Genomic DNA, 25868 nt, shown 5'->3' on the forward strand with positions numbered 1-25868 from the left:
CCTTAATTTTTACAAATTTAAAGGCGATTATATCCAAAGTAGTATTAAAATAGTTTTTAATCCTCTGATAAAATCTCAACTTTTCCATTTATAAGTTCTATATAAAGCTCTTTTTTACCAATAAATCTAACAGATGGGCTAAAATACTCCTCATCCATTAAAATTTTATACATATTTTTATCTAAAGAGTTTGGATATGGTGAAATATCTATATTAAAAAGATTAATAACTTTTTCTTCATTTTTAGCAAATACTCTTCTTTTTTGGTTTGAAAAAGTTGAAAAATCACTCCTATCAGCTCTTTTAAAATCTTTTGAATAATATGACAAATAAGCCTCTATATCAGAATCCTTCCAAGCATCTTTCCACTTAAAAATTGTGCTTAAAACTATTGCTAACTCCTCTTTAGGAACTTCAGGAATTGCTTTACTACTTGTAATTAAAATAGTGTTTTTATAATCAATATTTTTATCTAATAACTCTAATCTATCATTTGAAATAGCCAAACAACCCTCTGTGTAAAGCTCTCTATCACCATTTAAAGGCATTCCATGAATCCAAATTCCATGACCTGTTTTATTTAAACTTCTATCAAATGTATCAGGATATTGAGTTACAAGTGCAAGAGGTCCATAAAAAGCTGGAAGAGAAGTTCTTCTTTGAATAAGTTCATAAGATCCTTCTGGTGTTTTTTTATCGCCCTCTAATAGTTTATCCCCGAGATTTTCACCAATTATCATACTATCGCTTGAAATTTTGATAAAATTTTTATCCTCTTTTTTATATAAACCCATAGTTTTATCATTTTTATCAGCAACAATAATAAATTTTTTTGTCTCATAATAACCAAATCTTGTATCATAATTTTGTAAGTATTTAAGCCAAGACTCTTTCTGTCTAAACTCTAATTTCAACTCATTTTCAACACTTTTTATACCTTCATTTTTATAAATAGTAAAATAATCTTTTGCAAAAAGGTTTAGTGATAAAAAAATAAATAATAAAATTTTATTCAATAGTATCTCCGTAAATTTAAGTATCGGGATTGTATAATACTTGTCCTAATTTTTTGATAAAAGAAGAGTCTATTGTATGCTTAAAAAAAAACTTATTATATTTTTATTACTTTTTAACTCACTTTTTGCCTCTCAAGTGGAAGAGCTACTTTGGTCAAGAGGCGATACATTTTTAAACTTTTTAGAGAAACAAAATATTCCTTTAAGCCTTTTTTATAATTTGGAGAGAGAAGATAAAGAGCTTTGTAGCGAGATTCAATCAAATACTAGATACTACTTATATACAAATAAAAACAAAGAGTTTGAACAGGTTTTAATTCCAATATCTTCTGATATTCAAATTCATATATATAAAGATGATGATAACTTTAAATTCCAAACTTTGCCAATTGCCTACACTGAAAAAAATGAGTTATTATCTGTTCAAATAAACGAATCTTTATCAAGTGATTTGCAAAAAGCAACAGGAGATATTGCAATTCCTGCACTAATAACAAACCTATTTAAACATAGCCCTGTTGATTTTAGAAAGATGAAAAAAGGTGATTATGTTGTTGTTGAATACTCACAAAAAGTCTATTTAGGAAAACTTCTTGGTCTTCCAAATATAAAATCTGTAATGGTTCAAATAAATGGAAAACCAAACTATAGGTTTAAGAATGAAAATGATGAAAAATATTATGATGAAAGAGGTATATCTTATACAAAAACCTATCCGTTTCAAATTCCTTTAAACTACTCAAGAATTTCAAGTCACTTTTCAAATAAAAGATATCATCCTGTTTTAAAAAGATATAGAGCACATCTTGGAACTGATTTTGCAGCTCCTATTGGAAGAAATGTTTATGCTGCTGCTGATGGAAGAGTTACTTTTGTGGGCAATAGAGGTGGTTATGGTAAAACAGTAATTATTAGTCATGCTGATGGATATAGAACTTTATATGCTCACTTAAATAAATTTGCTTCAAATGCTGTTATTGGAAGAAGTGTTAAAAAAGGTACTTTAATTGCTTATGTTGGATCAACTGGAGTTAGCACAGGTCCTCATTTGCATCTTGGATTATATAAAAATGGTGTTGCTGTTGATCCTATGAAAACATTAAGACAACCAAAAATTGAAGGTTTAAGTAAAAAAGATAAAGCTACATTTATGGCTAATAGCAAAAAGACCATTGAGTTGTTTAATAGTAAAATTGAATCAAATGATTCAATAAACCCAGAAAAATTAGATCGAATTTTTGATAGAAGCATTGTAAATATTTTTTAACTTATAATTTAATTTTTATTAACATTGTTATAAAGTTATTTTTGTAGAATCTAATATTTGTTTACAAAAAATTATTATATTAAAAAAGGGTAAAATGAAATATCTTCCAAAGTTAATCGATATTGCTACTAAAGCTGTTACTACTGTTGATGATACACAAAGTATTAATGACGCTATATCTTTAATGTATAAAGAGAATCATAGAGAGATTATTATTCTATCCAATACAAAAAAAGGTTTTGGAATTATAAAAGCAAACGATTTAATTCGTTTAAAATCTGATAATATAGATTTCAACACAAAATTAAAAGATATAAAATATGATAAAATTTTCTCAACTCACTATAAAACTTCAATACCAGATGCTATTGAAGAGATTGGTTTTAATGGAAACTCTCTTTGTCTTGTAGATGACGATGACAAACTTTGTGGATTTGTATCTTACCATGACATTATCTCAAGTGTTGATCCACAATTAATGCTTGAAAAACAGACTTTAAGTGATATGCTACTTAGTTCATTTGTGAAAAAAGCAGATATTAATGATTTAACAAAAGATGTTATTGAACTAATGGATGATACTATTTATGATTGTGTAATTATTTTTGATGAAAATAATAGTGTTGGTATTTTAACCACTAAAGATATTATTAAACTTTTTGGAGAATCTAAAGATTTAAATCTACCTGTATCAAACTATATGAGATCTCCTTTAGTAAAAGTAAAACATACTACAACACTCTCTCAAGCTTTAAAATTTATTCAACAGCAAAAATTTAAGCGTTTAATTATTGAAGATTTTGCTGGTAATGTTATAGGTCAAATAACTCAAAAAGAGTTGATGGCGAGAGTTTATTCAAGATGGGCAGATTTTCTAAGAGACAAAACAATGCATCTGTCATCAATTAATTCAAAATTACAATCAAAAACTACTCAACTTGAACAACTTGCATCTACTGATAATTTGACATCTTTATATAATCGTGCAAAATTTGAACAAAGATTAAAATATGAGATTTCAAGAGCAACTAGGTATGAAAATCAAGAGTTCTCTATTGTACTATTTGATGTAGATCATTTTAAAAATATAAATGATACCTATGGACATTTAGCTGGAGATATGGTTCTTAAAAAAATTGCTGAAGTTGTAAAAAATACAATCAGATCAACTGATTTAGCTTGTAGATGGGGTGGAGAAGAGTTTTTTATTATATACCCTTTGACTAATCTAAAACAAGCTTTTGAGGCATCTGAAAAACTAAGAATAGCTATAAATAAGCTAGAATTTGATGATATGAAAAATATAAGTTGTAGTTTTGGAGTAACAAAATTCAACAAAAGTGATTCAATACAATCAATTTTAGCAAGAGCTGATAAAGCTATGTATAAAGCTAAAAATAATGGAAGAAATAGAGTCGAAATAGAGGAGTGATTAAATTAATGTGATATAAAATCACATTAATTTTTTGGAAGTAATTTTACAGGAACTATCTGAATATTCTCATAATCCCAAACATTCCCAATAACATAAGGATCATTTTCAAGCCAAGCTTCCAACTCATCATCATTTTCAAACTCAACAAAAAGTGTTGAACCAACCATTTTATCATTTTCAATTAATGCACCAGCAGTTATTATGTTACCTTTTTCCATAAACTCTTTTGCCATTTTTACATGCTCATCTCTAACTTTAACTCTTCTTTCATAAGCATCATCATAATCATATGCTATTACTAAATATTGCATTTTTTTCCTTTTTTAAAATTTTTTTAGAAATTACTTGTTGCTAATAAAAAACATGATGGATAGATAAATAGATTTAAATATCGAAAAATCATAGTTATATTTGCATCAAATGGGATTATACTACTTAGTTCATAATTTTTTGATAGTTTTTTCATAATTGATAGCTTAAATGATATATCAACAAATTTTAAAATAACAATAAAACTCATCCAAAATCCAAAATTATTAAGAGAGATAGCTAAATAAATTGAGTAGAAAAATGATGGATGAAGTATAAAATATAAGAAAATATTTTTTTGGTAAACTTTGAAATTATTCTCTAATATTCCATATAAAGTCGATGCTTTTTGCCAATTTGTTTCAAAAAGTTCAATTGCAATAAAAAAGATAAATAGATAAAAAATTGTCATTTTAAAAAATAGGGCAAAGCCCTATTCCTTACTCAACTTCTGTGAATTTTATTTTTTGATCTTTATATAGACCCGTTCCAACAGGAATTGTTCTTCCTATTACAACATTCTCTTTAAGATCTTCAAGCATATCCATTTTTGCACTAATTGCAGCTTCTGTTAATACTTTTGTTGTCTCTTGGAATGATGCAGCTGAAATGATACTATCAGATGTAACAGCAGCTCTTGTAATACCAAGTAATAAAGGCTCAGCAATAGCTGGTCTTCCACCCATTCTTACAATTTTTTCATTCTCAATTTTAAATCTCTTTTTAGAGATCATATCACCAACAATAAATTTAGTATCTCCACCATCAAGAATTGATACTTGTCTTAACATTTGAGATAAAATAACCTCAATATGTTTATCCGCAATATTAACCCCTTGAGATCTATAAACTTGTTGTACTTCAGATACGATAAAGTAGTGAAGTGCTTTTTCACCCATAATTCTTAGTACATCATGAGGTGACACTTGACCATCTGTTAATGCTTCACCAGCGTGTACAAATTCACCTTCATGAACAAGTATTTGTTTACCTTTTTCAATTAAGTACTCTGTTTGTCCACCCATAATATCAGAGATTATTAATCTTTGTTTATTTCTAAGTGGTTTTCCAAAACTTACAGTTCCATCAAAAGATGCTAAAACAGCAATATTTTTTGGTCGTCTAGCTTCAAATAACTCAGATACTCTTGGAAGACCTCCAGTAATATCTTTTGATTTTTGAGTAGCTTTTGGAGTTTTAGCAATAATATCTGCAACCTCTACCTTGCTTCCCTCTTGAATATTTAAAGATGCTTTTGACTCTAAAACATATCTAATAATCTCACCTGAAGCTGTTGCTAATAATACAGTTGGTTTATATCCACTTGGAATATACTCATTAACAACAAGTTTAGATGTTCCAGTTAACTCATCAAATTGCTCAGAAACAGTAACACCTGGAATAATATCTTCAAAAGTTACAACTCCAGCCTCTTCAGCAATAATTGGGTTAGCATATGGATCCCACTCTGCAATTACAGTCTGCTCTGAAACTGTTGGTGCTGAAATTTGAGTACCTTTTTCAACTTCACTATTATCATTTAAAATTATTGATGAACCTCTTGAGATATAGTATCTTGCAGCTTCTCTATCTTCTTTATCTGCAACTACTGCAAATAGACCTTTTTCTACAACTTTATCACCAGATTTAATATCATGTCTTCTCTCTAAATAGTCACCTGTTAATTTATAATATTTAACAATACCTTTAGCTGCTGAAACAACTTTAGATGTAATTGGTGCTCCATCTTCAACTTTTAATTCAGCTGCAAATGGGATTCTATTTGGTACATTCCATCCATCTTTAATAATTTCAACTATAGAGTCATTATTATCTACTTCTTGACCATTTGTATGAGGAATATAAAGCTTTCCTTCAATTTTTCCAGAAATTCCTGCAAGCTCATTTACTTTTGCAACATCACTTTTTCTTAAGAAATACTCTTTTTTATCTTTACCATTTGATATTGTTAATACAATCTCATCATGAACTGTTTCAACTGTAACTTTACCTTTAAATGGTGCATTAATTTTTGGTTCAACTAATAAAACCCCAGCATTTCTTCTATTCGCAACAATAGTTTTTCCATCTTTAGTTTCATATTTTTTGATATTGTAGTATCTAATGAAACCTTCTTTATCAGCTTTTAACTCTCTTTCAGTTTGAGTAGCACTTGCAGTTCCTCCAACGTGGAAAGTTCTAAGTGTTAGCTGAGTTCCTGGCTCTCCAATTGATTGAGCAGCAACAACTCCAACAGCTTCACCTGGTTTTGCTTTTCTTTGCTCACCAAGATTTAGTCCATAACATTTTGAACAAAGTCCATTTTCTGTTTTACAAGTAAGTGGAGTTCTAATAATTACAGATTTAACTTCAGACTCTTTTACTATTTTTGCAAACTCTTCAGTTATTAAAGTTCCTTCATTAAATAAAATCTCATTAGAGATTGGATCAATAATATCTTCAGCAATAACTCTTCCTGTAATTCTCTCATCTAAAGACTCAATTAACTCATTTCCTGATGTAATATCAGTAATTTCAATACCTTCATGAGTTCCACAATCCTCTTCAGTAATTCTTACATTTTGAGAAACATCAATAAGCTTTCTTGTTAAATATCCAGCATTTGCTGTTTTTAAAGCTGTATCTGCAAGACCTTTTCTAGCTCCATGAGTAGAAATAAAGTACTCAAGAACATTAAGTCCCTCTTTAAAGTTAGAGATAATTGGTGTTTCAATAATACTTCCATCAGGTTTAGCCATAAGACCTCTCATACCTGAAAGCTGTCTAATTTGAGTTGCACTACCTCTTGCTCCTGAATCTGCCATCATATAAATAGAGTTAAAACCATCTTTATCTGTTTTAACTAAATCCATCATCTCAAGTCCAAGTTTATTATTAGCTTCAGTCCAGATATCAATAGTTTTATTATATCTCTCTTGCTCAGTTAATAGACCTTGAGAGAACTGTTTTTGTACCTCAATAACATCTTTTTTAGATTTTGCAATATGAGAAACTTTACTATCTGGAACAATAATATCATCAATTGATATTGAAATACCAGCAGCAGTTGCATATTTAAATCCTAGATTTTTTAAGTTGTCTAAGAATCTTGGAGTTACTTCATAACCAGCCTCTTTATAAATATAATCTACCAGTGCACCTATATCTTTTTTCTTTAAAACTTTATTCCATAGAGTCATTGGAACAAAAGATGGTAGAATTTCATGAATTATTAATCTTCCAACTGTAGTTTTTACAATTTTTCCATCAATTTTTGTTCTAATTTTTGCATGTAAATCAATTTGATTCATATCTAAAGCAATTTTTACCTCATTTACATCAGTAAATAGCTTATGAGAACCTTTTACACCCTCTTTCTCTAATGATAGATAATATATACCTAAAATCATATCTTGAGATGGAACTGCAATTGCTCTACCACTTGCTGGTAATAAAATATTCATTGAACTCATCATTAAAATCTTAGCTTCAGCAACCGCTTCTTGAGAAAGTGGTACGTGAACAGCCATTTGATCCCCATCGAAGTCCGCATTAAATGCAGCACAAACAAGTGGATGTAATCTAATAGCTTTTCCATCAATTAAAACAGGGTGGAAAGCTTGAATAGATAACTTGTGAAGTGTTGGAGCACGGTTAAGTAAAATTGGATACTCATCAACTATCTCATTTAAACACTCCCAAACTTCGTTTGTTTCAGATTCTATTAATCTTTTTGCAGCTTTTAAAGTAGTTGCATAACCTTTCTCTTCTAATTTTGCCATTAAATGTGGTTTAAATAGTTCTAGTGCCATTTTTTTAGGAATACCACATTGATCCATATTTAAATTTGGTCCAACAACAATTACAGATCTTCCAGAGAAGTCAACCCTTTTTCCAAGTAAGTTTTGTCTAAATCGTCCTTGTTTACCTTTAATAATCTCACTTAAAGATTTTAGAGGTCTTTTATTTGCACCTTTAACCGCATTTGCTGTTTTACCGTTGTCAAATAGAGCATCAACAGCTTCTTGAAGCATTCTTTTTTCATTTCTAATAATAATCTCAGGTGCATCAAGCTCTGTTAATCTTTTTAATCTGTTATTTCTATTTATAACTCTTCTATAAAGGTCATTAACATCTGAAACTGCAAATTTCCCACCATCAAGTGAAACAAGTGGTCTTAAATCAGGTGGTAAAACTGGAAGCATTGTAAGCATCATCCACTCAGGTCTATTTCCACTATTGATAAAGTTTTCAACAACTTTTAATCTTTTGATTATTGTTTTTCTTTTTGCATCTGATTTAGTTGTTTGCATCTCATCTTTTAGTAAAGTTAATAGCTCAAACAGATCAAGTTCGGCTAAAAGATCTCTAATAATCTCTCCACCCATTCTTGCTTCAAAACCAGTGTGTTCAAATAAATCTGCAACAGTTCTATATTGCTCTTCATTTAAAATATCATATTTTTCAATCTTTTTAGTTCTTTCACCATCATAAAATGCTTCACCAGCACTATTTACAATGTATGCTTCATAATATAGAACTCTTTCTAAATCTTTTAATTTAACACCTAAAAGTGTTCCAATTCTTGAAGGAAGAGATGATACCATCCAAATATGAGCAACAGGAGATACTAATTCAATATGCCCCATTCTGTGTCTTCGCACTTTTGATGAAGTTACTTCAACCCCACATTTTTCACAAACAACACCTTTGTATCTCATCTTTTTATATTTACCACATAAACACTCATAATCTTTTACAGGTCCAAAGATTTTTGCACAAAATAGCCCATCTCTCTCTGGTTTTAGTGTTCTATAGTTGATAGTTTCAGGTTTTTTAACCTCTCCACAAGACCAAGATAGAATTTTCTCTGGACTTGCTAACTTTAATTGAAAAGCAGAAAAATCTTGTGGTCTTTCTAACTCTTTTATATCTATTGGCGATAACACTTTTTCATTATTACTCATCGTTTTCTACCTCTTCAAAAATCTCTACGTCTAAAGCTAAAGCTTTTAACTCTTTTGTTAAAACAAAGAATGTTTCAGGAACACCAGAAGCTGGAACATTTTCACCATTTGCAATAGCTCTATATGCTCTTGTTCTTCCTTCAACATCATCTGATTTAGTTGTAAGCATCTCTTTTAGTACAGCAGTTGCACCATAAGCTTCTAATGCCCAAACCTCCATCTCTCCAAATCTTTGTCCTCCAAATAGAGCTTTTCCTCCAACTGGTTGTTGCGTTACTAGTGAGTATGGTCCTGTACTTCTTGCGTGAACTTTTTCATCAACTAAGTGGTGAAGTTTTAGCATATACATATAACCAACATTTACTCTCTCTTTCATTCTTTCACCAGTTTTTCCATCATATAAGATACACTTACCATCACTATCAATTTTAGCCATTTCAAATAGTTTTTCAAAGTCATAAGCTTCAACCCCATCAAAAATTTGTGTTGCAAACTTAACACCTTTTGACCAATCTCTAGCATAGTTTAATAACTCATCATCACTTAATTTTTCAATAAATGATTTAGCATTCATAAGTTTTGCAACTCCTGCTATCTCAATCATTTTTGCTCTTAAATCAGCTATATATTCACCTTTTTTTGCATCATAGATTTGTTGGATCTGTTTTCCAAGTCTTCTACCTACAAGTCCTAAGTGAACCTCCATAATTTGTCCAATATTCATCCTTGAAGGAACTCCAAGTGGATTTAAAATAATATCAACTGTTGTTCCATCTTCTAAATATGGCATATCAACTCTTGGAACGATATTAGAAACAATACCTTTGTTTCCATGTCTTCCAGCCATTTTATCTCCAACTTTTATCTTTCTTTTTGTTGCAATATAAACTTTAACCTGTTTAATTACACCACTTGATAAAATATCATCATGCTCAAGAATATCAAGTTTCTCTTCGTGCTCTTTTCTTAACTCTGCTTTTTGTTTAATAAAGTGCTCTTTAGTATCATTATATGTTTTTTCAATATCTTTACTATATGAAGAGACAACTTTTTTCATAGCAAATCTATTTACACTCACTAAAACATCAAGTGTTAATGTATCACCTTTTTTATATGTAACACCATCAAGTTCTAACTCTTTTTCAAGTTTAGCTTTTGATAATAGATTATTTATTTTTAAAGCCTCTTCTCTATCAAGCATTAAAAGCTTATCAAGATGTTTTTGATTTAGTTCATTTTTCTCTAATTCAATCTCAGCTTTAGCTCTTTCACACTTCTCATAACCTTTTTTAGTGAATACTTTAACATCAACAACAGTACCTTCCATCGATGTTGGACAATATAAAGATTTATTTATAACATGCCCTGCTTTATCACCAAAAATTGCTCTTAAAAGTCTCTCTTCTGGAGTTGGTTTAATTTCACCTTTTGGAGTAACTTTTCCAACTAAAATCATTCCAGGAGTTACATAAGTTCCAACTTTAACAATTCCAGAAGCATCTAAATGAGTAATTGACTCCTCTTTAACACCTGGTAAATCTCTAGTAATCTCTTCATTACCATGTTTTAACTCTCTACAATCAATCTCTTTTTCATAGATATGAACTGATGTAAATGCATCTTTTTTAATTAATCTTTCACTTAAAATAATAGCATCCTCATAGTTGTATCCATTCCATGGCATAAACGCAACCATAGCATTAATTCCAACTGCAAGTTCACCTTTATCCATTGAAGGACCATCCGCAATTACTTGTCCAGCTTCAATAACATCACCCTCTTTTATAGCAACTCTTTGACCAAAAGATGTGTTATTGTTTGTTTTAACATTTTTGTTTACTTCATAGTGGTCAATAAATGCACCATTTTCATCTTCACCACTAATATAGATGTTTTTAGAGTCAGCTTTTTCAACAACTCCACCTCTTGAAGCTTTAATTGCTTCCCAAGCATCTCTTGCAACTGTTTTTTCAAGTCCTGTTCCAACGATTGGAGCTGTTGGGTTAATTAATGGAACTGCTTGTCTCATCATGTTTGAACCCATAAGTGCTCTGTTGGCATCGTTATGCTCTAAGAATGGAATAAGTGAAGCTGCAACACCCATAACCATTTGAGAAGAGATATCAATTAAATCAACTTTATTTCTCTCCATTAAAATAATTTCACCATTTAATCTAACTTCAATTAATGGCTCAACAATTTTTCCATTTTCATCAACTTTAGTTGATCCTGGAGCAATTACAAGACCCTCTTCTTGAGTTGCTGTATAATAAGTAATCTCATTTGTAACTACACCATCAACAACTTTTTTGTATGGAGCTTCAATAAATCCTAAATCATTAACTTTAGAGAAAGTTGATAAAGTATTAATAAGTCCAATATTTTGTCCCTCAGGAGTCTCAACTGGACAGATTCTTCCATAGTGAGTTGGGTGAACGTCCCTTACTTCAAATCCTGCTCTCTCTTTTACTAAACCACCCTCTCCAAGAGCTGATAATCTTCTTTTATGAGTAACTTCAGATAGTGGATTTGTTTGATCCATAAATTGTGAAAGTTGTCCAGATGTAAAGAACTCAGTAATTGTTGAAGTAATCATTTTTGAGTTGATTAAATCATGTGGCATGATATCTTCTAAAGTTCCACTTAGAGTTGTCATCTTATCTCTAATTGTTTTTTGCATTTTGATAAGTCCAGCGTGTAACTCATTTGCAAGTAATTCACCAATAGCTCTAATTCTTCTATTTCCTAAGTGGTCTCTATCATCAATATGTCCATATCCAGCTTTAACTTTAACTAAATATTGAACAGTTTTAATAACATCTTCATAAGTAAGTGTTGTAACATATTCTGGAACATTTACACCTAATTTATGATTCATCTTCATTCTTCCAACTTTAGTTAAATCGTATCTTTCAGGATCGAAGAATAGTTTTTTTATAAACTCTTTTGCAGCTTCTTTAGTTACAGGCTCACCTGGTCTCATAACTTTATAAATTCTAATAGCAGCTAAATCATTTTCATCATCAATTTGCTCTGTTTGCTTTAGAAGTTTTAAAGACTCTGCATCTGCTTTAAATGCATTAATAATAGATGCATCAGCACTACTTGATAAATCATTTGCAATTTGAAATGAATCAAATTTAAGATCAAGAAGTTTTTTAAGTTTTAGCTCATCAAGATTTGTTAAAGCATCAAACAGCACCTCTCCTGATTCTGGATCATAAATTGTACTAGCTGTATGTCTATCCATTAAAAGTTCAAGTGGATATTCAATTAGTTTTAATCCACCTTCAATTAAAGCTTTTGCTTTTCTAGTTGTTAATCTTTTTCCAGCAGCAATAACTAAATTACCTTTATCATCTTTAATATCATAATCAATTCTTCCCATGAAATCATCAGGGTTGAACTCTGTTAGGAATTTATTATTTTTAATTTTAATATTAATTACTGGATAAAATAGTTTTACAATATCCTCTTTTGAATATCCTAATGCTCTAAAAAGAATTGTAATTGGAACTTTTCTTCTTTTGTTAATTCTTACATAAAGTATATCTTTTGCATCATATTCAAAGTATAACCAAGAACCACGATCTGGAATAATTTGACCTGTATATAGAAGTTTACTCTCAGTTGTATTTGATTCGTCTTCTTTGAAAATAACACCTGGAGATCTGTGTAATTGATTTACAACAACTCTTTCAACACCATTTACAATAAATGATGTTCTATCTGTCATTAAAGGAATCTCTCTTACATGTAAAGATTGCTCTTTTATATCTTTAACACCAATTTTTTCACCAGTTTTTTCATCAATATCCCAAAGAGTTAATCTAACATTAATTTTTAAAGGAATTGAGTATGTAAGACCTCTAATCATTGTCTCTCTTACATCATATCTTGGTTTTCCAACTTCACTTCCTAAATAGTCTAAAGTTAGTCTATTTTGAGCATCATGAATAGGAAATATTGTTTTAAATACTTTTTCAATACCAGCTGATGATCTATCTTTTTTATTTACCATTAAAAAAGATTCATACGAATTTTGTTGTAGTTGTAATAAGTTAGGAATTTCGATTTTTTGTGGGTTTTTCGCAAAATCTACTCTGAGTCTATTACCAGATTTTAAAGAGTTTAACATTTGACACCTTGTTATAAAATTTGGTTTGTTTGCTTTATTATATAAAGCACAAAAGCATCCATAAAGGATAAGGTTAAAATTTTTATAAATTTTAACCTTAGCCCTCAAAGATGCGTTACTATATATAGGGATAAAATCCCTATATAACGATATGAAAAGTTAGATTATTTAACTTCTACTTTAGCTCCAGCAGCTTCTAACTGAGCTTTAATTGCTTCAGCGTCAGCTTTAGAGATTCCCTCTTTAATTGTTGAAGGAGTTTGCTCAGCAGCATCTTTAGCCTCTTTTAATCCAAGACCAGTAATTGCTCTGATCTCTTTAATAACATTGATTTTTTTATCACCTGAATCAACGATAATTACATCAAACTCAGTTTTTTCTTCAGCAGCTTCAACAGCAGCAACTGCTCCACCAGCAACTGCAACAGGTTGTGCAGATACACCAAATTTTTCTTCAAACTCTTTTACTAACTCTGATAATTCAAGAACTGATAAACCAGAGATAAATTCTAAAACGTCTTCTTTAGAAATTGCCATAATTTTTCCTTTTTAATTTCTTATTTTATATATTATTATTGCTTAAATAATTAAGCTGCCTCTTCTTCTTTTTTTCTTCTAAGAGCATCAAGACCAATAGTAAAGTTTCTAACTGGTCCCATCCATACAGATGCAAGCATTCCAAGAAGCTCTTCTCTTGATGGTAATTTAGCAAATGCATTAACTCTAGAAGCATCACAGATTTCACCTTCGATGATACCAGATTTAATTGAGAATTTATCTTTTGTAGTAGTAGCAAATTTATCAGCTACTTTACAAGCTGAAATTTGATCTTCTGACCATAAATAGATATTTGTTCCATTTAAATCAACATCACCAAGTTCTGCTGCTTTTACAGCTTTAGTTACTAAACTGTTTTTTACAACTTGAACTTTTGTATTATTTGCTTTTGCATCTTTTCTTAGAATTTCTAACTCTTTATGAGTAAGACCTTTATAATCGCAAACTACAACTGCCAAAGAGTTTTTGAACTCAGCAGCTAAGAAATCAATAATCTCTGATTTTTTATTTCTAGTCATTATATATTTCCTCCTTTCAAAACATCATCCTAGGCGGGACTTACAAAAGAGCGAGGAGCTCTTTTACCAGCTGTCTTCAGTTTTATTTCAGTGCTTTGAACACTCAAAAATATTGAACAAATTCAACACTTTTGAATGCAAAAAAGATAAGGAAAACCTTATCTAATTTCTAATAATTCCATATTATCTAAAATAACTGATGGACTCATAGTTAAGCTAATAGCTGCATTAGTAATATATCTTCCTTTTGAAGTTGAAGGTTTTGCTCTATTAATAGCTGCAATGAAAGCTTCTGCATTCTCTTTTATAGCTTGTGCTGAGAATGAAACTTTTCCAATAGCAGCTTGCATATTACCTTTTTTATCAACTCTATAAGTTACTTGACCACCTTTTGCATCATTAACAGCTTTTGTAACATCCATAGTTACAGTTCCTGTTTTTGGATTTGGCATTAAACCTTTTGGTCCAAGAATTCTTCCAACTTTTCCTACAATTCCCATACAATCAGGAGTTGCAATTAAAACATCAAAATTAATATTTCCAGCTTGAATAGCCTCTGCTAAATCATCATTTCCTACAATGTCAGCACCAGCAGCTTTAGCTTCATCTATTTTTGCACCTTTTGCAAAAACAGCAACTCTAACAGTTTTACCAGTACCATTTGGAAGAACAACAGCTCCTCTAATCATTTGATCTGCATGTCTTGGATCAACATTTAAATTTAGTGCAATTTCAACACTCTCATCAAATTTAGCAGATTTTAAATCTTTTACTAAATTACAAGCTTCTTCTAAAGAGTATCTTCTCTCTTCAACTTTAGAAGCTAATGCTTTATATCTTTTTGAAACTTTTGCCATATTTACTCCGCAATGTTAAATTTTTTGCTTCCACTTTTTTTAAGTCTTGTGGTTAGACTAGTTTTTTATAACTCTATATCAATTCCTATTGATCTAGCACTTCCAGCAACAATTTTTGCAGCTACTTCTTTATCGTCAGTATTTAAATCTTTAATTTTCATATCAACAATTTCCATAACTTGTGCTTTTGATAGTTTTCCAACTTTATTTTTAAGTGGATTATCACTACCTTTTTTTACACCAGATATTTTTTTAATTAACTCTGTCATTGGAGGTTGTTTTACTTCAAATGTAAAGCTTTTATCTGTATAGATTGTAAGAACAACTGGTAATCTATAACCAGCCTTATCTTTTGTTTTTTCGTTAAATGCTTTACAGAATTCCATAATATTAACACCTCTTTGTCCAAGAGCTGGTCCAACTGGAGGTGATGGATTTGCTGCACCCGCAGGTATTTGTAATTTTAAATAACCTTGAATTTTCTTAGCCATGCTATTCCTTTATTAAATTTTTAATGCTTAATGATTAGACATTAGGCAAAAAAACTCTAAAAGAAGCTAGTTTCTTTGCCTAATGCCTAAAAATATATATTATACGATTCTCTCTACTTGAGTATAAGAGATCTCAACAGGAGTATTTCTTCCAAAAATAGATACATTTAATTTTAATATACCTGAAACTAAATCAAAATCTTCAACTATACCATTAAAGTTAGCAAAAGGTCCTTCATTTATTCTAACCATTTCACCTTCATCAAAAGATATTTTAGGCTTAGCTGCTGCTTTATTTTTAGCTTTTTCTAATATAAGATTTATATCTTTTTCACTTAAAGCTGTTGGTTTTTTAGACTCCCCAATAAACCTTCCAACTTTTGGCATAGATTGTATTCTATGCCATAATGCTGTATCTAAATCAATTTTTGCAAAAGCATAAGCTGGATAAAGTGGTCTTTCAACAATTACTTTTTTACCTTTTTTTACTTCAATTAAATCTTCTGTTGGAACTAAAACTTCTAAAATTCTATCATCAGCCATTTCATCTTTTAATTTTAAAATAGCTTTTTTTACAGATAACTCACTACCTGAATAAGTTTGTATTGCATACCATTTATGTGCCATATTTTTTCCTTAGTTAATTATCATTGATAAACCAAGAGACATAGCACCATCAATTAAAGCTAGAAACAAGGCTATTACTGTTACAACAATAAATACTGAAATATAAGCAGTTCTTATCTGCTCTTTAATTGGAAATATTACTTTAGATAATTCAGCTTTTACACTGTTAAAATAGTTACTAGCTTTACTCAAAATAGACTTCCTCTTTATATAATTTATCTTTAACTTTTTAAAAAGAGAAAAACTCTCTTTAAAAAATTAAAAGTGGCAGGCCAGGAGGGACTCGAACCCCCATCACTCGGATTTGGAATCCGATGCTCTACCATTGGAGCTACTGACCTATGTAAAAAGCTTGAGATTTCTCTCAAGCTTTAATGACTAAGATTTTAACTTCACTTCTTTATGAATAGTGTGTTTTTTTAATCTTGGACAATATTTTTTAACTTCAAACTTTTCAGTATGAGTTTTTGGATTTTTCCAAGTAGTGTAGTTAATATCTCCACTCTCTTGGCATTTTAATCCTATTTTAATTCTTATTGCTGCCATAAAGAATCCTTATTTAATGATTTCTGAAACAACTCCAGCACCAACAGTTCTTCCACCTTCTCTAATAGCGAACTTTGTTCCTTTTTCAAGAGCAATTGGAGCAACTAATTCAACAGTCATCTCTACATTATCACCTGGCATAACCATTTCAGTACCTTCCATTAAAGTACAAGAACCTGTAACGTCTGTTGTTCTAACATAGAATTGTGGTCTATATCCACTAAAGAATGGAGTATGTCTTCCACCCTCTTCTTTTGAAAGAATATAAACTTCACATTTAAATGATGTATGTGGTTTAATTGTTCCTGGTTTACAAAGAACTTGTCCTCTTTCAACCTCTTCTTTTTTGATTCCTCTTAAAAGAATACCACAGTTATCACCTGCTTGTCCTTGATCCATCTCTTTTCTAAACATCTCAACACCAGTAACAGTAGTTTTTCTAGTGTCTCCAAATCCTACGATTTCGATCTCTTCACCAACTTTAATTGTTCCAAGTTCAATTCTTCCTGTAACAACAGTTCCTCTTCCAGAAATTGAGAATACGTCCTCAACTGGCATTAAGAATGGTTTATCAGTATCTCTCTCTGGAGTTGGGATATACTCATCAACTGCAGCCATTAAAGCAACAATTTTTTCTCCCCATGGTCCAACTGAACCTTTTTTAGCTTCTTCTAAAGCTTGGAATGCAGAACCAGCAATGATTGGTGTATCATCACCTGGGAAATCATAAGTAGAAAGTAACTCTCTAATTTCCATTTCAACAAGCTCTAACATCTCATCTTTATCAGCTGGATCTAGTTGATCTTCTTTATTTAAGAATACAACAATGTATGGAACTCCAACTTGTTTTGAAAGAAGGATATGCTCTCTTGTTTGAGCCATTGGTCCATCTGTTGAAGCGATAACTAAGATAGCTCCGTCCATTTGAGCAGCACCTGTAATCATGTTTTTAACATAATCCGCGTGACCTGGACAATCTACGTGCGCATAGTGTCTTTTATCAGTTTCATACTCAATGTGAGAAGTAGCAATAGTAATTCCTCTTTCTCTCTCTTCTGGAGCATTATCGATTTGATCATAATCTCTCATCTCTCCACCATATTTTAAAGCCAATACAGCTGAAATTGCAGCAGTTGTAGTAGTTTTACCGTGGTCAACGTGTCCAATTGTACCAATGTTTACGTGCGGCTTACTTCTTGAAAACTTTTCTTTTGCCATAGTGTTGTTCCTCTTCTAAAATTATTTTATTGCTTATTGCCCTCTGAGTAGATAAGCCTTTTGGCTTCTCTATTCAGAGGGGATTTGCACAAAATGTGCCAAGTATTATATACTGTAAATACTAAAAACTAAATTAATGGGATTAAATATATTAATGAGTTATAAATATATGTGCAAATATAACTCAGCTCCCAGTAATCAATAAAAATGGAGCGGGAGACGAGACTCGAACTCGCGACAGTCTGCTTGGAAGGCAGAAGCTCTAGCCAACTGAGCTACTCCCGCAACATTAAACGTGGTGGTGAGAGAAGGATTTGAACCTTCGAAGCCGTAGGCGGCGGATTTACAGTCCGCAGGATTTGACCACTCTCCAACCTCACCTTATAAAAATTATTGCTCTGGTCAAGCGCTGTTTTTTAAAACTTACGCACGACAAAAAAATGGAGCTGGTGAAGGGAGTCGAACCCCCGACCTGCTGATTACAAATCAGCTGCTCTAGCCAACTGAGCTACACCAGCATCCATAAAATGGTGGTTCGAGACAGAATCGAACTGTCGACACAAGGATTTTCAATCCTTTGCTCTACCGACTGAGCTATCGAACCACTGAAATTGGAGTGAGATTATACTACCTAATATATTAATATTAACTTAAATTTCTTACAAAATCTTTGAATATTTCACCTCTTTGTGCATATGACTTAAATTGATCTAAAGATGCAGCTGCTGGTGATAATATAGCAATACTATCATCTTTCATATATTTATCTATTTTTTTAACAGCTACTTCAAGATATTCACACTCATAAACTTTTATTTCATTTTCTTCACAAAAATCTACTATTTTTTTTGTATTACTTCCAATAGCATAAACTGTAATATCGAGATCTTTTAAATTTTCAAATAGTGGAGAGAGATTTGCACCCTTATCATCTCCACCTAATATTATATGTATATTTCTATTTTTAAAAGGAACTAAAGCATTTATTGTTGCATCAACATTTGTTGCTTTGCTATCATCTATCCATACTCTATTTTTTTTATCTTTAAACTCTTCAACTTTATGTTTATCGATTTTAAAGCTATTTATTAAATCATAATCTACTTCATCAAATAGTATTCTACTTGTTGCAAGAGCCATTATTGAATCTATTAAAAATGGTTCATTAAAATTAATTTTAGATTTATCTATTTTAAACTCTTTACACAAATCATCACTACAACTATAATAAATTGTATCTGCTTTTGTTTTAACACTTTCAAACTCTCTTGGTAAAATTACAATATCATTCTCAAACATAAGTTCAAGTGGTTTTAATTTTGCCTTTTTATACTCTTCATAACTTCCATGCCAAGTTATATGATCTTCACTTATTGGTAAAAGTATATATATATTTGGTTTTGCTTTTTGCGTGTAGTGAAGTGTAAATGATGAAGTTTCAAGTACCCATATTTTTTTTAATTTATCTAGTTTACTTAATGGAACTCCAATATTTCCACCACAAACAGAGTTGTGCTTTTGTAATATATGTTGACACATTTGAGTAGTAGTTGTTTTACCATTTGTTCCACTAATCCAAATTGAAAAAGGCATATCATCATAAAACAGATCATAATCGCTAATTATATTTTTAGAAGCCTGTACTAGTTTATTATGTGGTGGAATTCCAGGGCTTACGACTGTAAGAATATCTGAATCTTTGTCATATATATCAAAATCGCTATCATCATAAATTTGTGATTCTGGAAACCTATTTTTTAAAGCTAATGCTGTTTTACCTTTACCTAATATTCTAAATTTTTTCATTTATCTAATCTTTAAACTTAATAGTGCAATTAAATTAGCCATAAAAGATATTATCCAAAAACGAACAATAATCTTATTCTCTTTCCAACCTTTTTGCTCAAAGTGATGATGTATTGGTGCCATTAAAAAAACTCTTTTTTGTCTTAATTTATAAGATCCTACTTGAAGCATAACAGAAACTGTCTCCAATACAAAAATAAAACCAATAGCTAAAAGCAAAATTTCAGATTTTGAAATTATTGCAAAAAATCCCATTAAAGCTCCCAAAGGAAGAGATCCACTATCACCCATAAAAACTTCAGCTGGATAAGCATTAAACCATAAAAATCCAATCAAAGATCCAACAATTGCAGCCCCCAAAATTGCCAATTCTCCAGCTTGAGAGATACTTGGAAGCAGTAAATAGTTTGAAAAAACTATATGCCCTACTGTATATACCAAAATAGATAGAGTTGTAAATGCTAAAATTGATGGAACTGTTGCTAAGCCATCAAGTCCATCTGTAAGATTTACAGCATTTGAAGAACCAACTATTATAAACATCCAAAAAACAATTGAAAAAACTCCCATTTCAAATAGTGGGTATTTATAAAATGGTATATACAAATCACTTGTATGCCCATAATAGAATATTAAACTTACAACTATAGATGCACTTAAAAATTGCAAAAATAGTTTCATTTTTGCACTTAAACCTTCACTATTATTTGCTTTAGTTATTTTCTTATAATCATCTCTAATTCCAATGAGGGAGAATAAAGCTAATGTTAAAAGTCCTCCAAAAACATAAAAATTATTTAATTTTGCTGTTAAGATTGTTGCAATAATTGCTGAAAATATAAAAACAACTCCACCCATAGTTGGAGTCCCTGCTTTTTGCTTATGTGCTTCTGGTGCTAAATCATAAATTGGCTGAGAAGCATTTTTACTTTTTGCCCATTTTATAAATTTTGGCAATAAATACATAGTTAAAACAAAAGCTACAAAAAAACTTATTCCTGCACGAATTGAAATATATTGGAAGATATTAATCTCAAGGTGTCTATAAAACCAGTAAAACAATTTAAACCTTTTTTGGATAAGATTGTGGGATTATATTATATAAAATATTTTAAAAGGTTTAAATAGATGAGTAATAAAACACTATTGATAATAACTGACGGAATTGGGCATAATAGCTCTTGTAACTATAATGCTTTTTGTAATGCAAAAAAACCAACATATGACTATCTTTTTAAAAATGTTCCTTATAGTTTAATTCATACATATGGAGAGTATGTTGGATTACCAAATAATCAAATGGGAAATAGTGAAGTTGGACATATGACTATTGGAAGTGGAAGAGTTTTATATCAAGATTTAGTAAAAATTCATTTAGCAATAAAAAATAATAGTTTAAAAGATAATGATGTTGTAAAAAATACAATTGAAAAATCAAACAACATTCACCTAATTGGACTTGCTAGTGATGGTGGAGTTCACTCTCATATTGATCATATTATTGCTTTAGCAAAAATAGCCCAAAATAAAAATAAAAAAGTATGGTTACATCTTATAACAGATGGAAGAGATGTTGCACCTGATTGTGCAAAAATCTATATCAAGCAAGTTATAGATATTTGTAATGATAATATCAAAATTGCAACAATTGGTGGAAGATATTATGGAATGGATAGAGATAATAGATGGGATAGAGTAGAACTTGCTTATAAAGCAATTGCAAATGCGACTCCAAAAACTAAAGATAATATTTTAGATTTCATAGATAAATCTTATAAAAGTGAGATATTTGATGAGTTTTTAATACCAACTGCATTAGATGGTTATGATGGAATAAAAGATAAAGATGGAGTTATATTTTGTAACTTTAGAAGCGATAGAGCAAGAGAGCTTTCAAGTGTATTTGCAAAAGATGATTTTAAAGAGTTTGCAAAAAAAGAGCTAAAACTTCAATTAGCAAGTATGACTTTATATGATAAAAATATTCCAATTCCTGTAATTTTTCCAAAAGATAATCCAACAAATACTTTAGCACAAGTTATTTCAGATGCTGGTTTAACACAACTTCATACAGCAGAAACTGAAAAATACGCTCATGTTACATTTTTCTTTAATGGTGGAGTTGAAGAGCCATTTTTAAATGAAACTAGAGTTTTAATCCCTTCACCAAATGTTGCAACTTATGATTTACAACCGCAAATGTCAGCTCCAAAAGTAGGAGAAGCTGTTAGAATTGCTATGAAAAATCAAACTGATTTTATAGTTGTAAATTTTGCAAATGGAGATATGGTTGGACACACTGGAGTTTATGAAGCGGCTATTAAAGCTGTTGAGGCAGTTGATTATGAGTTGGGACTTATTTTAAAAGAGGCAAAAAATGAGAACTACAATATAGTTTTAACATCTGACCATGGAAATTGTGAAATGATGAGAGATGAAGATGGCAATACTCTTACAAATCACACTGTTGGAGATGTTTACTGTTTTGTAATTGCACCAAATGTTAAAGAGGTAAAAACTGGAAGTTTAAATAATATTGCACCAACAGTTTTAAAACTTATGGGACTTGATATACCAAAAGAGATGGATGAACCTTTAATATAATGATAAATATTAAAAAAATAAAAATCTCTTATGAGAATACTCCATTGGTTGATATATCATTTAAAATAGATAGTTCAATAGCTTTAGTAGGAGAGAGTGGAAGTGGTAAATCTCTTACTTTAAAAGCTCTTTTAAATATGCTTCCTACTAATTTAAAAGTTGAAAAAGAGATAGATTATGAGTTTGAACTTGATTCCAATACAATTGGTTTTATTCCTCAAAATCCATTTTTATCACTCTCTACTATGACAAAAATAAAAGATCAAATATTTTGTGAATTTAGTAAAATAGAAGAAGTTTTTAAACTTTTAAACCTATCTTTGGATATTTTAGAAAAATATCCTTCACAAATTAGTGGTGGACAGGTTCAAAGAGTTGTAATTGCAATTGCAATTAGTAGAGATATTAAACTTTTACTTTTAGATGAACCAACTACCGCTTTAGATTTTGAAAATAAAACAAATATTATAAATATAGTGAATAATTTAAAAGAACAACTTGGAATTAAAATTCTTTTTGTAACTCACGATATAGCAACAATTGAAAATATTTGTGAGGAGATAATGATTTTAAAAAATGGAAAAATTATTGAATCTGGAACAACAAAAGAGATTTTAGAAAATCCTCAAACAGCTTACACAAAACTTCTAATAAGTTCTAGCTTTAAAAATAAAGAATTTAGGAAATAAAATGTTAAAAAGATTTACAAAGATTATTTTTATACTATCTATATTTTTAGGTATTGCAATATCTGTTTTTTTGTATGATTTATATCAAACAATAAAAGATGACATAGATAAAGTTGTAAACTATAAACCAAAACTAAGCACTCAGTTTTATGATAACAAAGGAAGGCTTCTAGCAAACACATTTAAAGATGAAAATCGTGAGTATGTAATTTATGATGATATTCCAGCTCGTGTAATTGAAGGCTTAGTTGCTATTGAAGATACGCAATTCTTTGAGCACTATGGAATAAATCCTGATGCAATTAGCAGAGCTATGATTAAAAATATTCAATCAGGTGGATATAGTGAAGGAGCTAGTACTTTAACTCAACAATTAATTAAAATATTAGTTTTAACTAGAGAAAAAACTCTTTTAAGAAAAGTAAAAGAGGCTTTATTATCTTTAAGACTTGAAACAATTTTAACAAAAGAGCAGATTCTAGAACGATATTTAAATGAGGTATATTTTGGACATGGTTATTATGGAATACAGACAGCCGCAAAAGGATATTTTAATAAAAACCTATATGAGTTGACTTTAAAAGAGATTGCAATTTTAGTTGGACTCCCAAGAGCTCCAAGTTTTTATGATCCAACAAAAAATCTTCAAATATCTCTAACTCGTGCAAATCAAGTTGTATCAAGAATGCACACTCTTGGCTGGATTAATGATGAGCAATATGAAGAGGCTTTAAGTGAAACACCCGAGGTATTTAATCAAACACTTACACAAAATGTTGCTCCTTGGGCAATTGATTATGCTGTAAATGAACTATCAACTCTTTATCCAGATATTTTATATGGTGGATATAAAGTCTATTTAACTTTAGATTTAGATTTACAAAACATTGCTATTGATGCTTTAAATAACTCTTATAATTTAGCAATAAATAGAAATGCAAACTATATTAAAGAGTTAGAAGAAAAGGACTGGATAGCAAATCCTCCAGCAGATGTAGAGTTAGATTATATTGATTATGAGCTATTTAAAAAAGAGTTAAATGGTGCTTTACTATCAATGGAGAATAGCACAGGTAAAATTTTGGCAATTGTAGGTGGAGTTGATTATAGTAAATCTGTGTTTCATAGAGCCTATCAATCAAAAAGACAAGCTGGAAGTGCAATAAAACCATTTTTTTATCAAACAGCTTTAAATGAGGGTTATAATCCAGCTACACAACTTTTTGATATAAGTAGAACCTATACATTTGAAGTAGATGGAGTTGAGCAAAGATGGTCACCAAGAAATTATGGAGAAAATTTCAAAGGTATTGTAACTTTAAGAGAGTCTTTAATGCAATCAAGAAATCTCTCAACACTAAATTTAGTAACAGATGTAGGAGTTGGAAGAGTTACAAGAGATTTAAAAAGATATGGATTTCAGAATATTGTAAATGATTTATCTATAACTTTAGGTTCTATGAGTGTAAATTTAGTAGAATTTTCTAGTGCTTATTCAATATTTTCAAATTATGGAGCTCAAGTTAAGCCTTATATTGTTGATAAAATAGTTGATAGAAGTAATCAAACTGTAAATTTTGAACCTCAAATAACTTTACAAAATAGTGAAGAACAAGCATATCTATTAAGTTCAATTTTAAAAGATACAGTTGATAGTGGAACTGGAAGAAGAGCAAAAGTAGCTGGAATTGAACTAGCTGGAAAAACTGGTACAACAAATGACAATATGGATGCTTGGTTTTGTGGATATTCACCAACAGTTCAAACTATAGTTTGGTTTGGAAATGATAGTAATATGCCAATGAGAAAGACTGAAACAGGAAGTACAATAGCAGCACCTGCTTTTGCATATTTTTATAGAAAATATTTAGAAATTCATCCTGAAACACAAAGAACATTTACAAAACCACAAGGTGTTTACTCTACAATATACAAAGGAAAAGAGGAGTATTATACAAAAACTTCGCCTCTTCCTGATGGTGATTCAGCAATAACGATAGATCAAAATAACCAAAATCAAATAGAGTTTTAATCTCTATTTGATCTTAAATTTACTCAAATAGATTTTCAATAGCCTCTAAAGACTCTTTTTGCATCTCCAAATCCATATGAGCTGCATTTTTAACTTCTACTAATTCAACATTTAAACCTTTTTTCTTTGCAAGATTATAAAAATCTTTACTCATTTTAGGAGTTGAAACTTTATCATCGCTACCATATATTAAAACTATTTTTGTATCTTTTGAGATTTTATCAATAACATCAACTGCCGAAATCAGACCCTTTTGTGGACTCTTTTTATGAATATCATAAACTCCTCCAGCACAAACTAAATTATCAACTAAATCTGGCTTAATCCCAATAGCAGTTGCACTTAGCATACAACCAGCACTATGAGCAATTATTGTAGTTTTAGTTGATTCAAACTCTTTTTTTAACTCTTCAACTAAAGCAATAAAAAAATCAACATATTTTTTTGTAGCTGCAAGATTTTTTTGCTCTTTATCTCCAATAGCTTTATAGTTTTCACTTGTACTTTCAGAGTAACCAGGAAGTGCCAAAGCTATTGTTGTAACATCTGTTCTCATAGATATATCCTCAGCAAAAGGAGAGTATCTAGCAATAATATCAGTTCCTTCATCCCAAGTTCCATGAACAATTATATTAAGAGCATCTTCATCTGTAACAAAAGCTTTATAATTTATACACTCATTTTTTACAAATACAAAATCTTCACCTTTTTTTAAACATTCACTTTTAGTAATTGCAAATAAATTTGAAGATAAAAACAGAATAAAAACAAAAATATTTTTTAACACAGTC

At 30.2% G+C, this 25868-nt stretch carries 21 protein-coding genes and 5 tRNA genes; 5 read left to right on the top strand and 21 right to left on the bottom strand.

Annotated features, from left to right (window positions below; translation table 11 throughout):
• Positions 1-56: 56 nt before the first annotated feature.
• Positions 57-1016 carry a L,D-transpeptidase family protein gene (locus CRU94_RS01150; RefSeq protein WP_129105001.1) on the bottom strand — a complete coding sequence of 320 codons (960 nt, stop codon included), beginning with the start codon at positions 1014-1016 and terminating at the stop codon, positions 57-59.
• Positions 1017-1092: 76 nt separating this feature from the next.
• On the opposite strand from CRU94_RS01150, the gene CRU94_RS01155 reads away from it, so the two are divergent.
• Positions 1093-2283, top strand: coding sequence for a peptidoglycan DD-metalloendopeptidase family protein (locus CRU94_RS01155; protein ID WP_129105002.1), 1191 nt, complete (start codon positions 1093-1095; stop codon positions 2281-2283).
• A 94-nt stretch (positions 2284-2377) separates the two neighbouring features.
• The gene (locus tag CRU94_RS01160) at positions 2378-3715 is read left to right on the top strand and encodes a diguanylate cyclase (protein ID WP_129105003.1); all 1338 of its coding nucleotides are present in this window, start codon (positions 2378-2380) and stop codon (positions 3713-3715) included.
• Between the two features lie 26 nt (positions 3716-3741).
• Here the strand turns inward: CRU94_RS01160 and CRU94_RS01165 are convergent, their stop codons facing one another.
• The 19 genes from CRU94_RS01165 to mraY all read right to left on the bottom strand — a co-directional run bounded on the left by CRU94_RS01165 (position 3742) and on the right by mraY (position 20814).
• Complete coding sequence (locus CRU94_RS01165; RefSeq protein WP_129105004.1) at positions 3742-4029, bottom strand: YciI family protein; 288 nt, start codon at positions 4027-4029, stop codon at positions 3742-3744.
• A gap of 23 nt (positions 4030-4052) precedes the next feature.
• Positions 4053-4439: a hypothetical protein gene (locus CRU94_RS01170; protein WP_129105005.1), complete on the bottom strand. Its 387-nt coding sequence runs from the start codon at positions 4437-4439 to the stop codon at positions 4053-4055.
• Positions 4440-4467: 28 nt separating this feature from the next.
• The gene (rpoC, locus tag CRU94_RS01175; RefSeq protein WP_129105006.1) at positions 4468-8994 is read right to left on the bottom strand and encodes a DNA-directed RNA polymerase subunit beta'; all 4527 of its coding nucleotides are present in this window, start codon (positions 8992-8994) and stop codon (positions 4468-4470) included.
• A complete protein-coding gene (gene rpoB, locus CRU94_RS01180) occupies positions 8987-13132 on the bottom strand; it encodes a DNA-directed RNA polymerase subunit beta (protein WP_129105007.1) in 4146 nt (1381 codons plus the stop codon). The genes rpoC and rpoB overlap by 8 nt, the downstream gene beginning before the upstream one ends.
• 164 nt (positions 13133-13296) lie before the next feature.
• Positions 13297-13668 carry a 50S ribosomal protein L7/L12 gene (gene rplL / locus CRU94_RS01185; RefSeq protein WP_066159173.1) on the bottom strand — a complete coding sequence of 124 codons (372 nt, stop codon included), beginning with the start codon at positions 13666-13668 and terminating at the stop codon, positions 13297-13299.
• A 50-nt stretch (positions 13669-13718) separates the two neighbouring features.
• A complete protein-coding gene (gene rplJ / locus CRU94_RS01190; protein WP_129105008.1) occupies positions 13719-14207 on the bottom strand; it encodes a 50S ribosomal protein L10 in 489 nt (162 codons plus the stop codon).
• 158 nt (positions 14208-14365) lie between these two features.
• Positions 14366-15064, bottom strand: coding sequence for a 50S ribosomal protein L1 (gene rplA, locus CRU94_RS01195; protein ID WP_129105009.1), 699 nt, complete (start codon positions 15062-15064; stop codon positions 14366-14368).
• A gap of 65 nt (positions 15065-15129) precedes the next feature.
• Positions 15130-15555 (bottom strand): 50S ribosomal protein L11, encoded by a 426-nt coding sequence (gene rplK, locus CRU94_RS01200; protein ID WP_129105010.1) that lies wholly within the window; start codon positions 15553-15555, stop codon positions 15130-15132.
• A 99-nt stretch (positions 15556-15654) separates the two neighbouring features.
• Positions 15655-16182, bottom strand: coding sequence for a transcription termination/antitermination protein NusG (gene nusG / locus CRU94_RS01205; protein WP_129105011.1), 528 nt, complete (start codon positions 16180-16182; stop codon positions 15655-15657).
• A 9-nt stretch (positions 16183-16191) separates the two neighbouring features.
• The gene (gene secE / locus CRU94_RS01210) at positions 16192-16374 is read right to left on the bottom strand and encodes a preprotein translocase subunit SecE (protein WP_066159185.1); all 183 of its coding nucleotides are present in this window, start codon (positions 16372-16374) and stop codon (positions 16192-16194) included.
• Positions 16375-16447: 73 nt separating this feature from the next.
• A tRNA-Trp gene (locus tag CRU94_RS01215) sits at positions 16448-16523 on the bottom strand.
• Positions 16524-16560: 37 nt separating this feature from the next.
• Positions 16561-16719 (bottom strand): 50S ribosomal protein L33, encoded by a 159-nt coding sequence (gene rpmG / locus CRU94_RS01220; RefSeq protein ID WP_066159193.1) that lies wholly within the window; start codon positions 16717-16719, stop codon positions 16561-16563.
• 18 nt (positions 16720-16737) lie between these two features.
• A complete protein-coding gene (tuf, locus tag CRU94_RS01225) occupies positions 16738-17946 on the bottom strand; it encodes an elongation factor Tu (RefSeq protein ID WP_129105012.1) in 1209 nt (402 codons plus the stop codon).
• 208 nt (positions 17947-18154) lie between these two features.
• A tRNA-Gly gene (locus CRU94_RS01230) sits at positions 18155-18231 on the bottom strand.
• 11 nt (positions 18232-18242) lie between these two features.
• Positions 18243-18327 (bottom strand) — tRNA-Tyr (locus CRU94_RS01235).
• 60 nt (positions 18328-18387) lie between these two features.
• Positions 18388-18464, bottom strand: a tRNA-Thr gene (locus CRU94_RS01240).
• A 10-nt stretch (positions 18465-18474) separates the two neighbouring features.
• Positions 18475-18550 (bottom strand) — tRNA-Phe (locus CRU94_RS01245).
• Between the two features lie 41 nt (positions 18551-18591).
• Positions 18592-19752, bottom strand: a complete 1161-nt coding sequence (murD, locus tag CRU94_RS01250) for a UDP-N-acetylmuramoyl-L-alanine--D-glutamate ligase (protein ID WP_129105013.1) — start codon at positions 19750-19752, stop codon at positions 18592-18594.
• The gene (gene mraY / locus CRU94_RS01255) at positions 19753-20814 is read right to left on the bottom strand and encodes a phospho-N-acetylmuramoyl-pentapeptide-transferase (protein ID WP_129105014.1); all 1062 of its coding nucleotides are present in this window, start codon (positions 20812-20814) and stop codon (positions 19753-19755) included.
• 66 nt (positions 20815-20880) lie between these two features.
• Between mraY and gpmI the strand changes: the two genes are divergently transcribed.
• Genes gpmI through CRU94_RS01270 form a run of 3 tightly spaced genes read left to right on the top strand, consistent with a single transcriptional unit; the run spans position 20881 to position 25077 of the window.
• Positions 20881-22356 (top strand): 2,3-bisphosphoglycerate-independent phosphoglycerate mutase, encoded by a 1476-nt coding sequence (gpmI, locus tag CRU94_RS01260; protein WP_129105015.1) that lies wholly within the window; start codon positions 20881-20883, stop codon positions 22354-22356.
• Positions 22356-23045, top strand: coding sequence for an ATP-binding cassette domain-containing protein (locus CRU94_RS01265; RefSeq protein WP_129105016.1), 690 nt, complete (start codon positions 22356-22358; stop codon positions 23043-23045). Before gpmI ends, CRU94_RS01265 begins: the two co-directional genes overlap by 1 nt.
• A 1-nt stretch (position 23046) precedes the next feature.
• Complete coding sequence (locus CRU94_RS01270) at positions 23047-25077, top strand: penicillin-binding protein 1A (protein WP_129105017.1); 2031 nt, start codon at positions 23047-23049, stop codon at positions 25075-25077.
• A gap of 19 nt (positions 25078-25096) precedes the next feature.
• Here CRU94_RS01270 and CRU94_RS01275 read toward each other — a convergent pair whose 3' ends face one another.
• Positions 25097-25864, bottom strand: a complete 768-nt coding sequence (locus tag CRU94_RS01275) for an alpha/beta hydrolase (protein WP_129105018.1) — start codon at positions 25862-25864, stop codon at positions 25097-25099.
• Between the last annotated feature and the right edge of the window lie 4 nt (positions 25865-25868).

Source organism: Arcobacter sp. AHV-9/2010 (assembly GCF_004116575.1).
Classification (GTDB): domain Bacteria; phylum Campylobacterota; class Campylobacteria; order Campylobacterales; family Arcobacteraceae; genus Aliarcobacter; species Aliarcobacter skirrowii.

Coding starts and splice junctions, on each gene's coding strand:
- CRU94_RS01155 (WP_129105002.1), top strand. CDS start 1,093: ATGCTTAAAAAAAAACTTATTATATTTTTATTACTTTTTAACTCACTT.
- CRU94_RS01160 (WP_129105003.1), top strand. CDS start 2,378: ATGAAATATCTTCCAAAGTTAATCGATATTGCTACTAAAGCTGTTACT.
- CRU94_RS01165 (WP_129105004.1), bottom strand. CDS start 4,029: ATGCAATATTTAGTAATAGCATATGATTATGATGATGCTTATGAAAGA.
- CRU94_RS01170 (WP_129105005.1), bottom strand. CDS start 4,439: ATGACAATTTTTTATCTATTTATCTTTTTTATTGCAATTGAACTTTTT.
- rpoC (WP_129105006.1), bottom strand. CDS start 8,994: ATGAGTAATAATGAAAAAGTGTTATCGCCAATAGATATAAAAGAGTTA.
- rpoB (WP_129105007.1), bottom strand. CDS start 13,132: ATGTTAAACTCTTTAAAATCTGGTAATAGACTCAGAGTAGATTTTGCG.
- rplL (WP_066159173.1), bottom strand. CDS start 13,668: ATGGCAATTTCTAAAGAAGACGTTTTAGAATTTATCTCTGGTTTATCA.
- rplJ (WP_129105008.1), bottom strand. CDS start 14,207: ATGACTAGAAATAAAAAATCAGAGATTATTGATTTCTTAGCTGCTGAG.
- rplA (WP_129105009.1), bottom strand. CDS start 15,064: ATGGCAAAAGTTTCAAAAAGATATAAAGCATTAGCTTCTAAAGTTGAA.
- rplK (WP_129105010.1), bottom strand. CDS start 15,555: ATGGCTAAGAAAATTCAAGGTTATTTAAAATTACAAATACCTGCGGGT.
- nusG (WP_129105011.1), bottom strand. CDS start 16,182: ATGGCACATAAATGGTATGCAATACAAACTTATTCAGGTAGTGAGTTA.
- tuf (WP_129105012.1), bottom strand. CDS start 17,946: ATGGCAAAAGAAAAGTTTTCAAGAAGTAAGCCGCACGTAAACATTGGT.
- murD (WP_129105013.1), bottom strand. CDS start 19,752: ATGAAAAAATTTAGAATATTAGGTAAAGGTAAAACAGCATTAGCTTTA.
- gpmI (WP_129105015.1), top strand. CDS start 20,881: ATGAGTAATAAAACACTATTGATAATAACTGACGGAATTGGGCATAAT.
- CRU94_RS01265 (WP_129105016.1), top strand. CDS start 22,356: ATGATAAATATTAAAAAAATAAAAATCTCTTATGAGAATACTCCATTG.
- CRU94_RS01270 (WP_129105017.1), top strand. CDS start 23,047: ATGTTAAAAAGATTTACAAAGATTATTTTTATACTATCTATATTTTTA.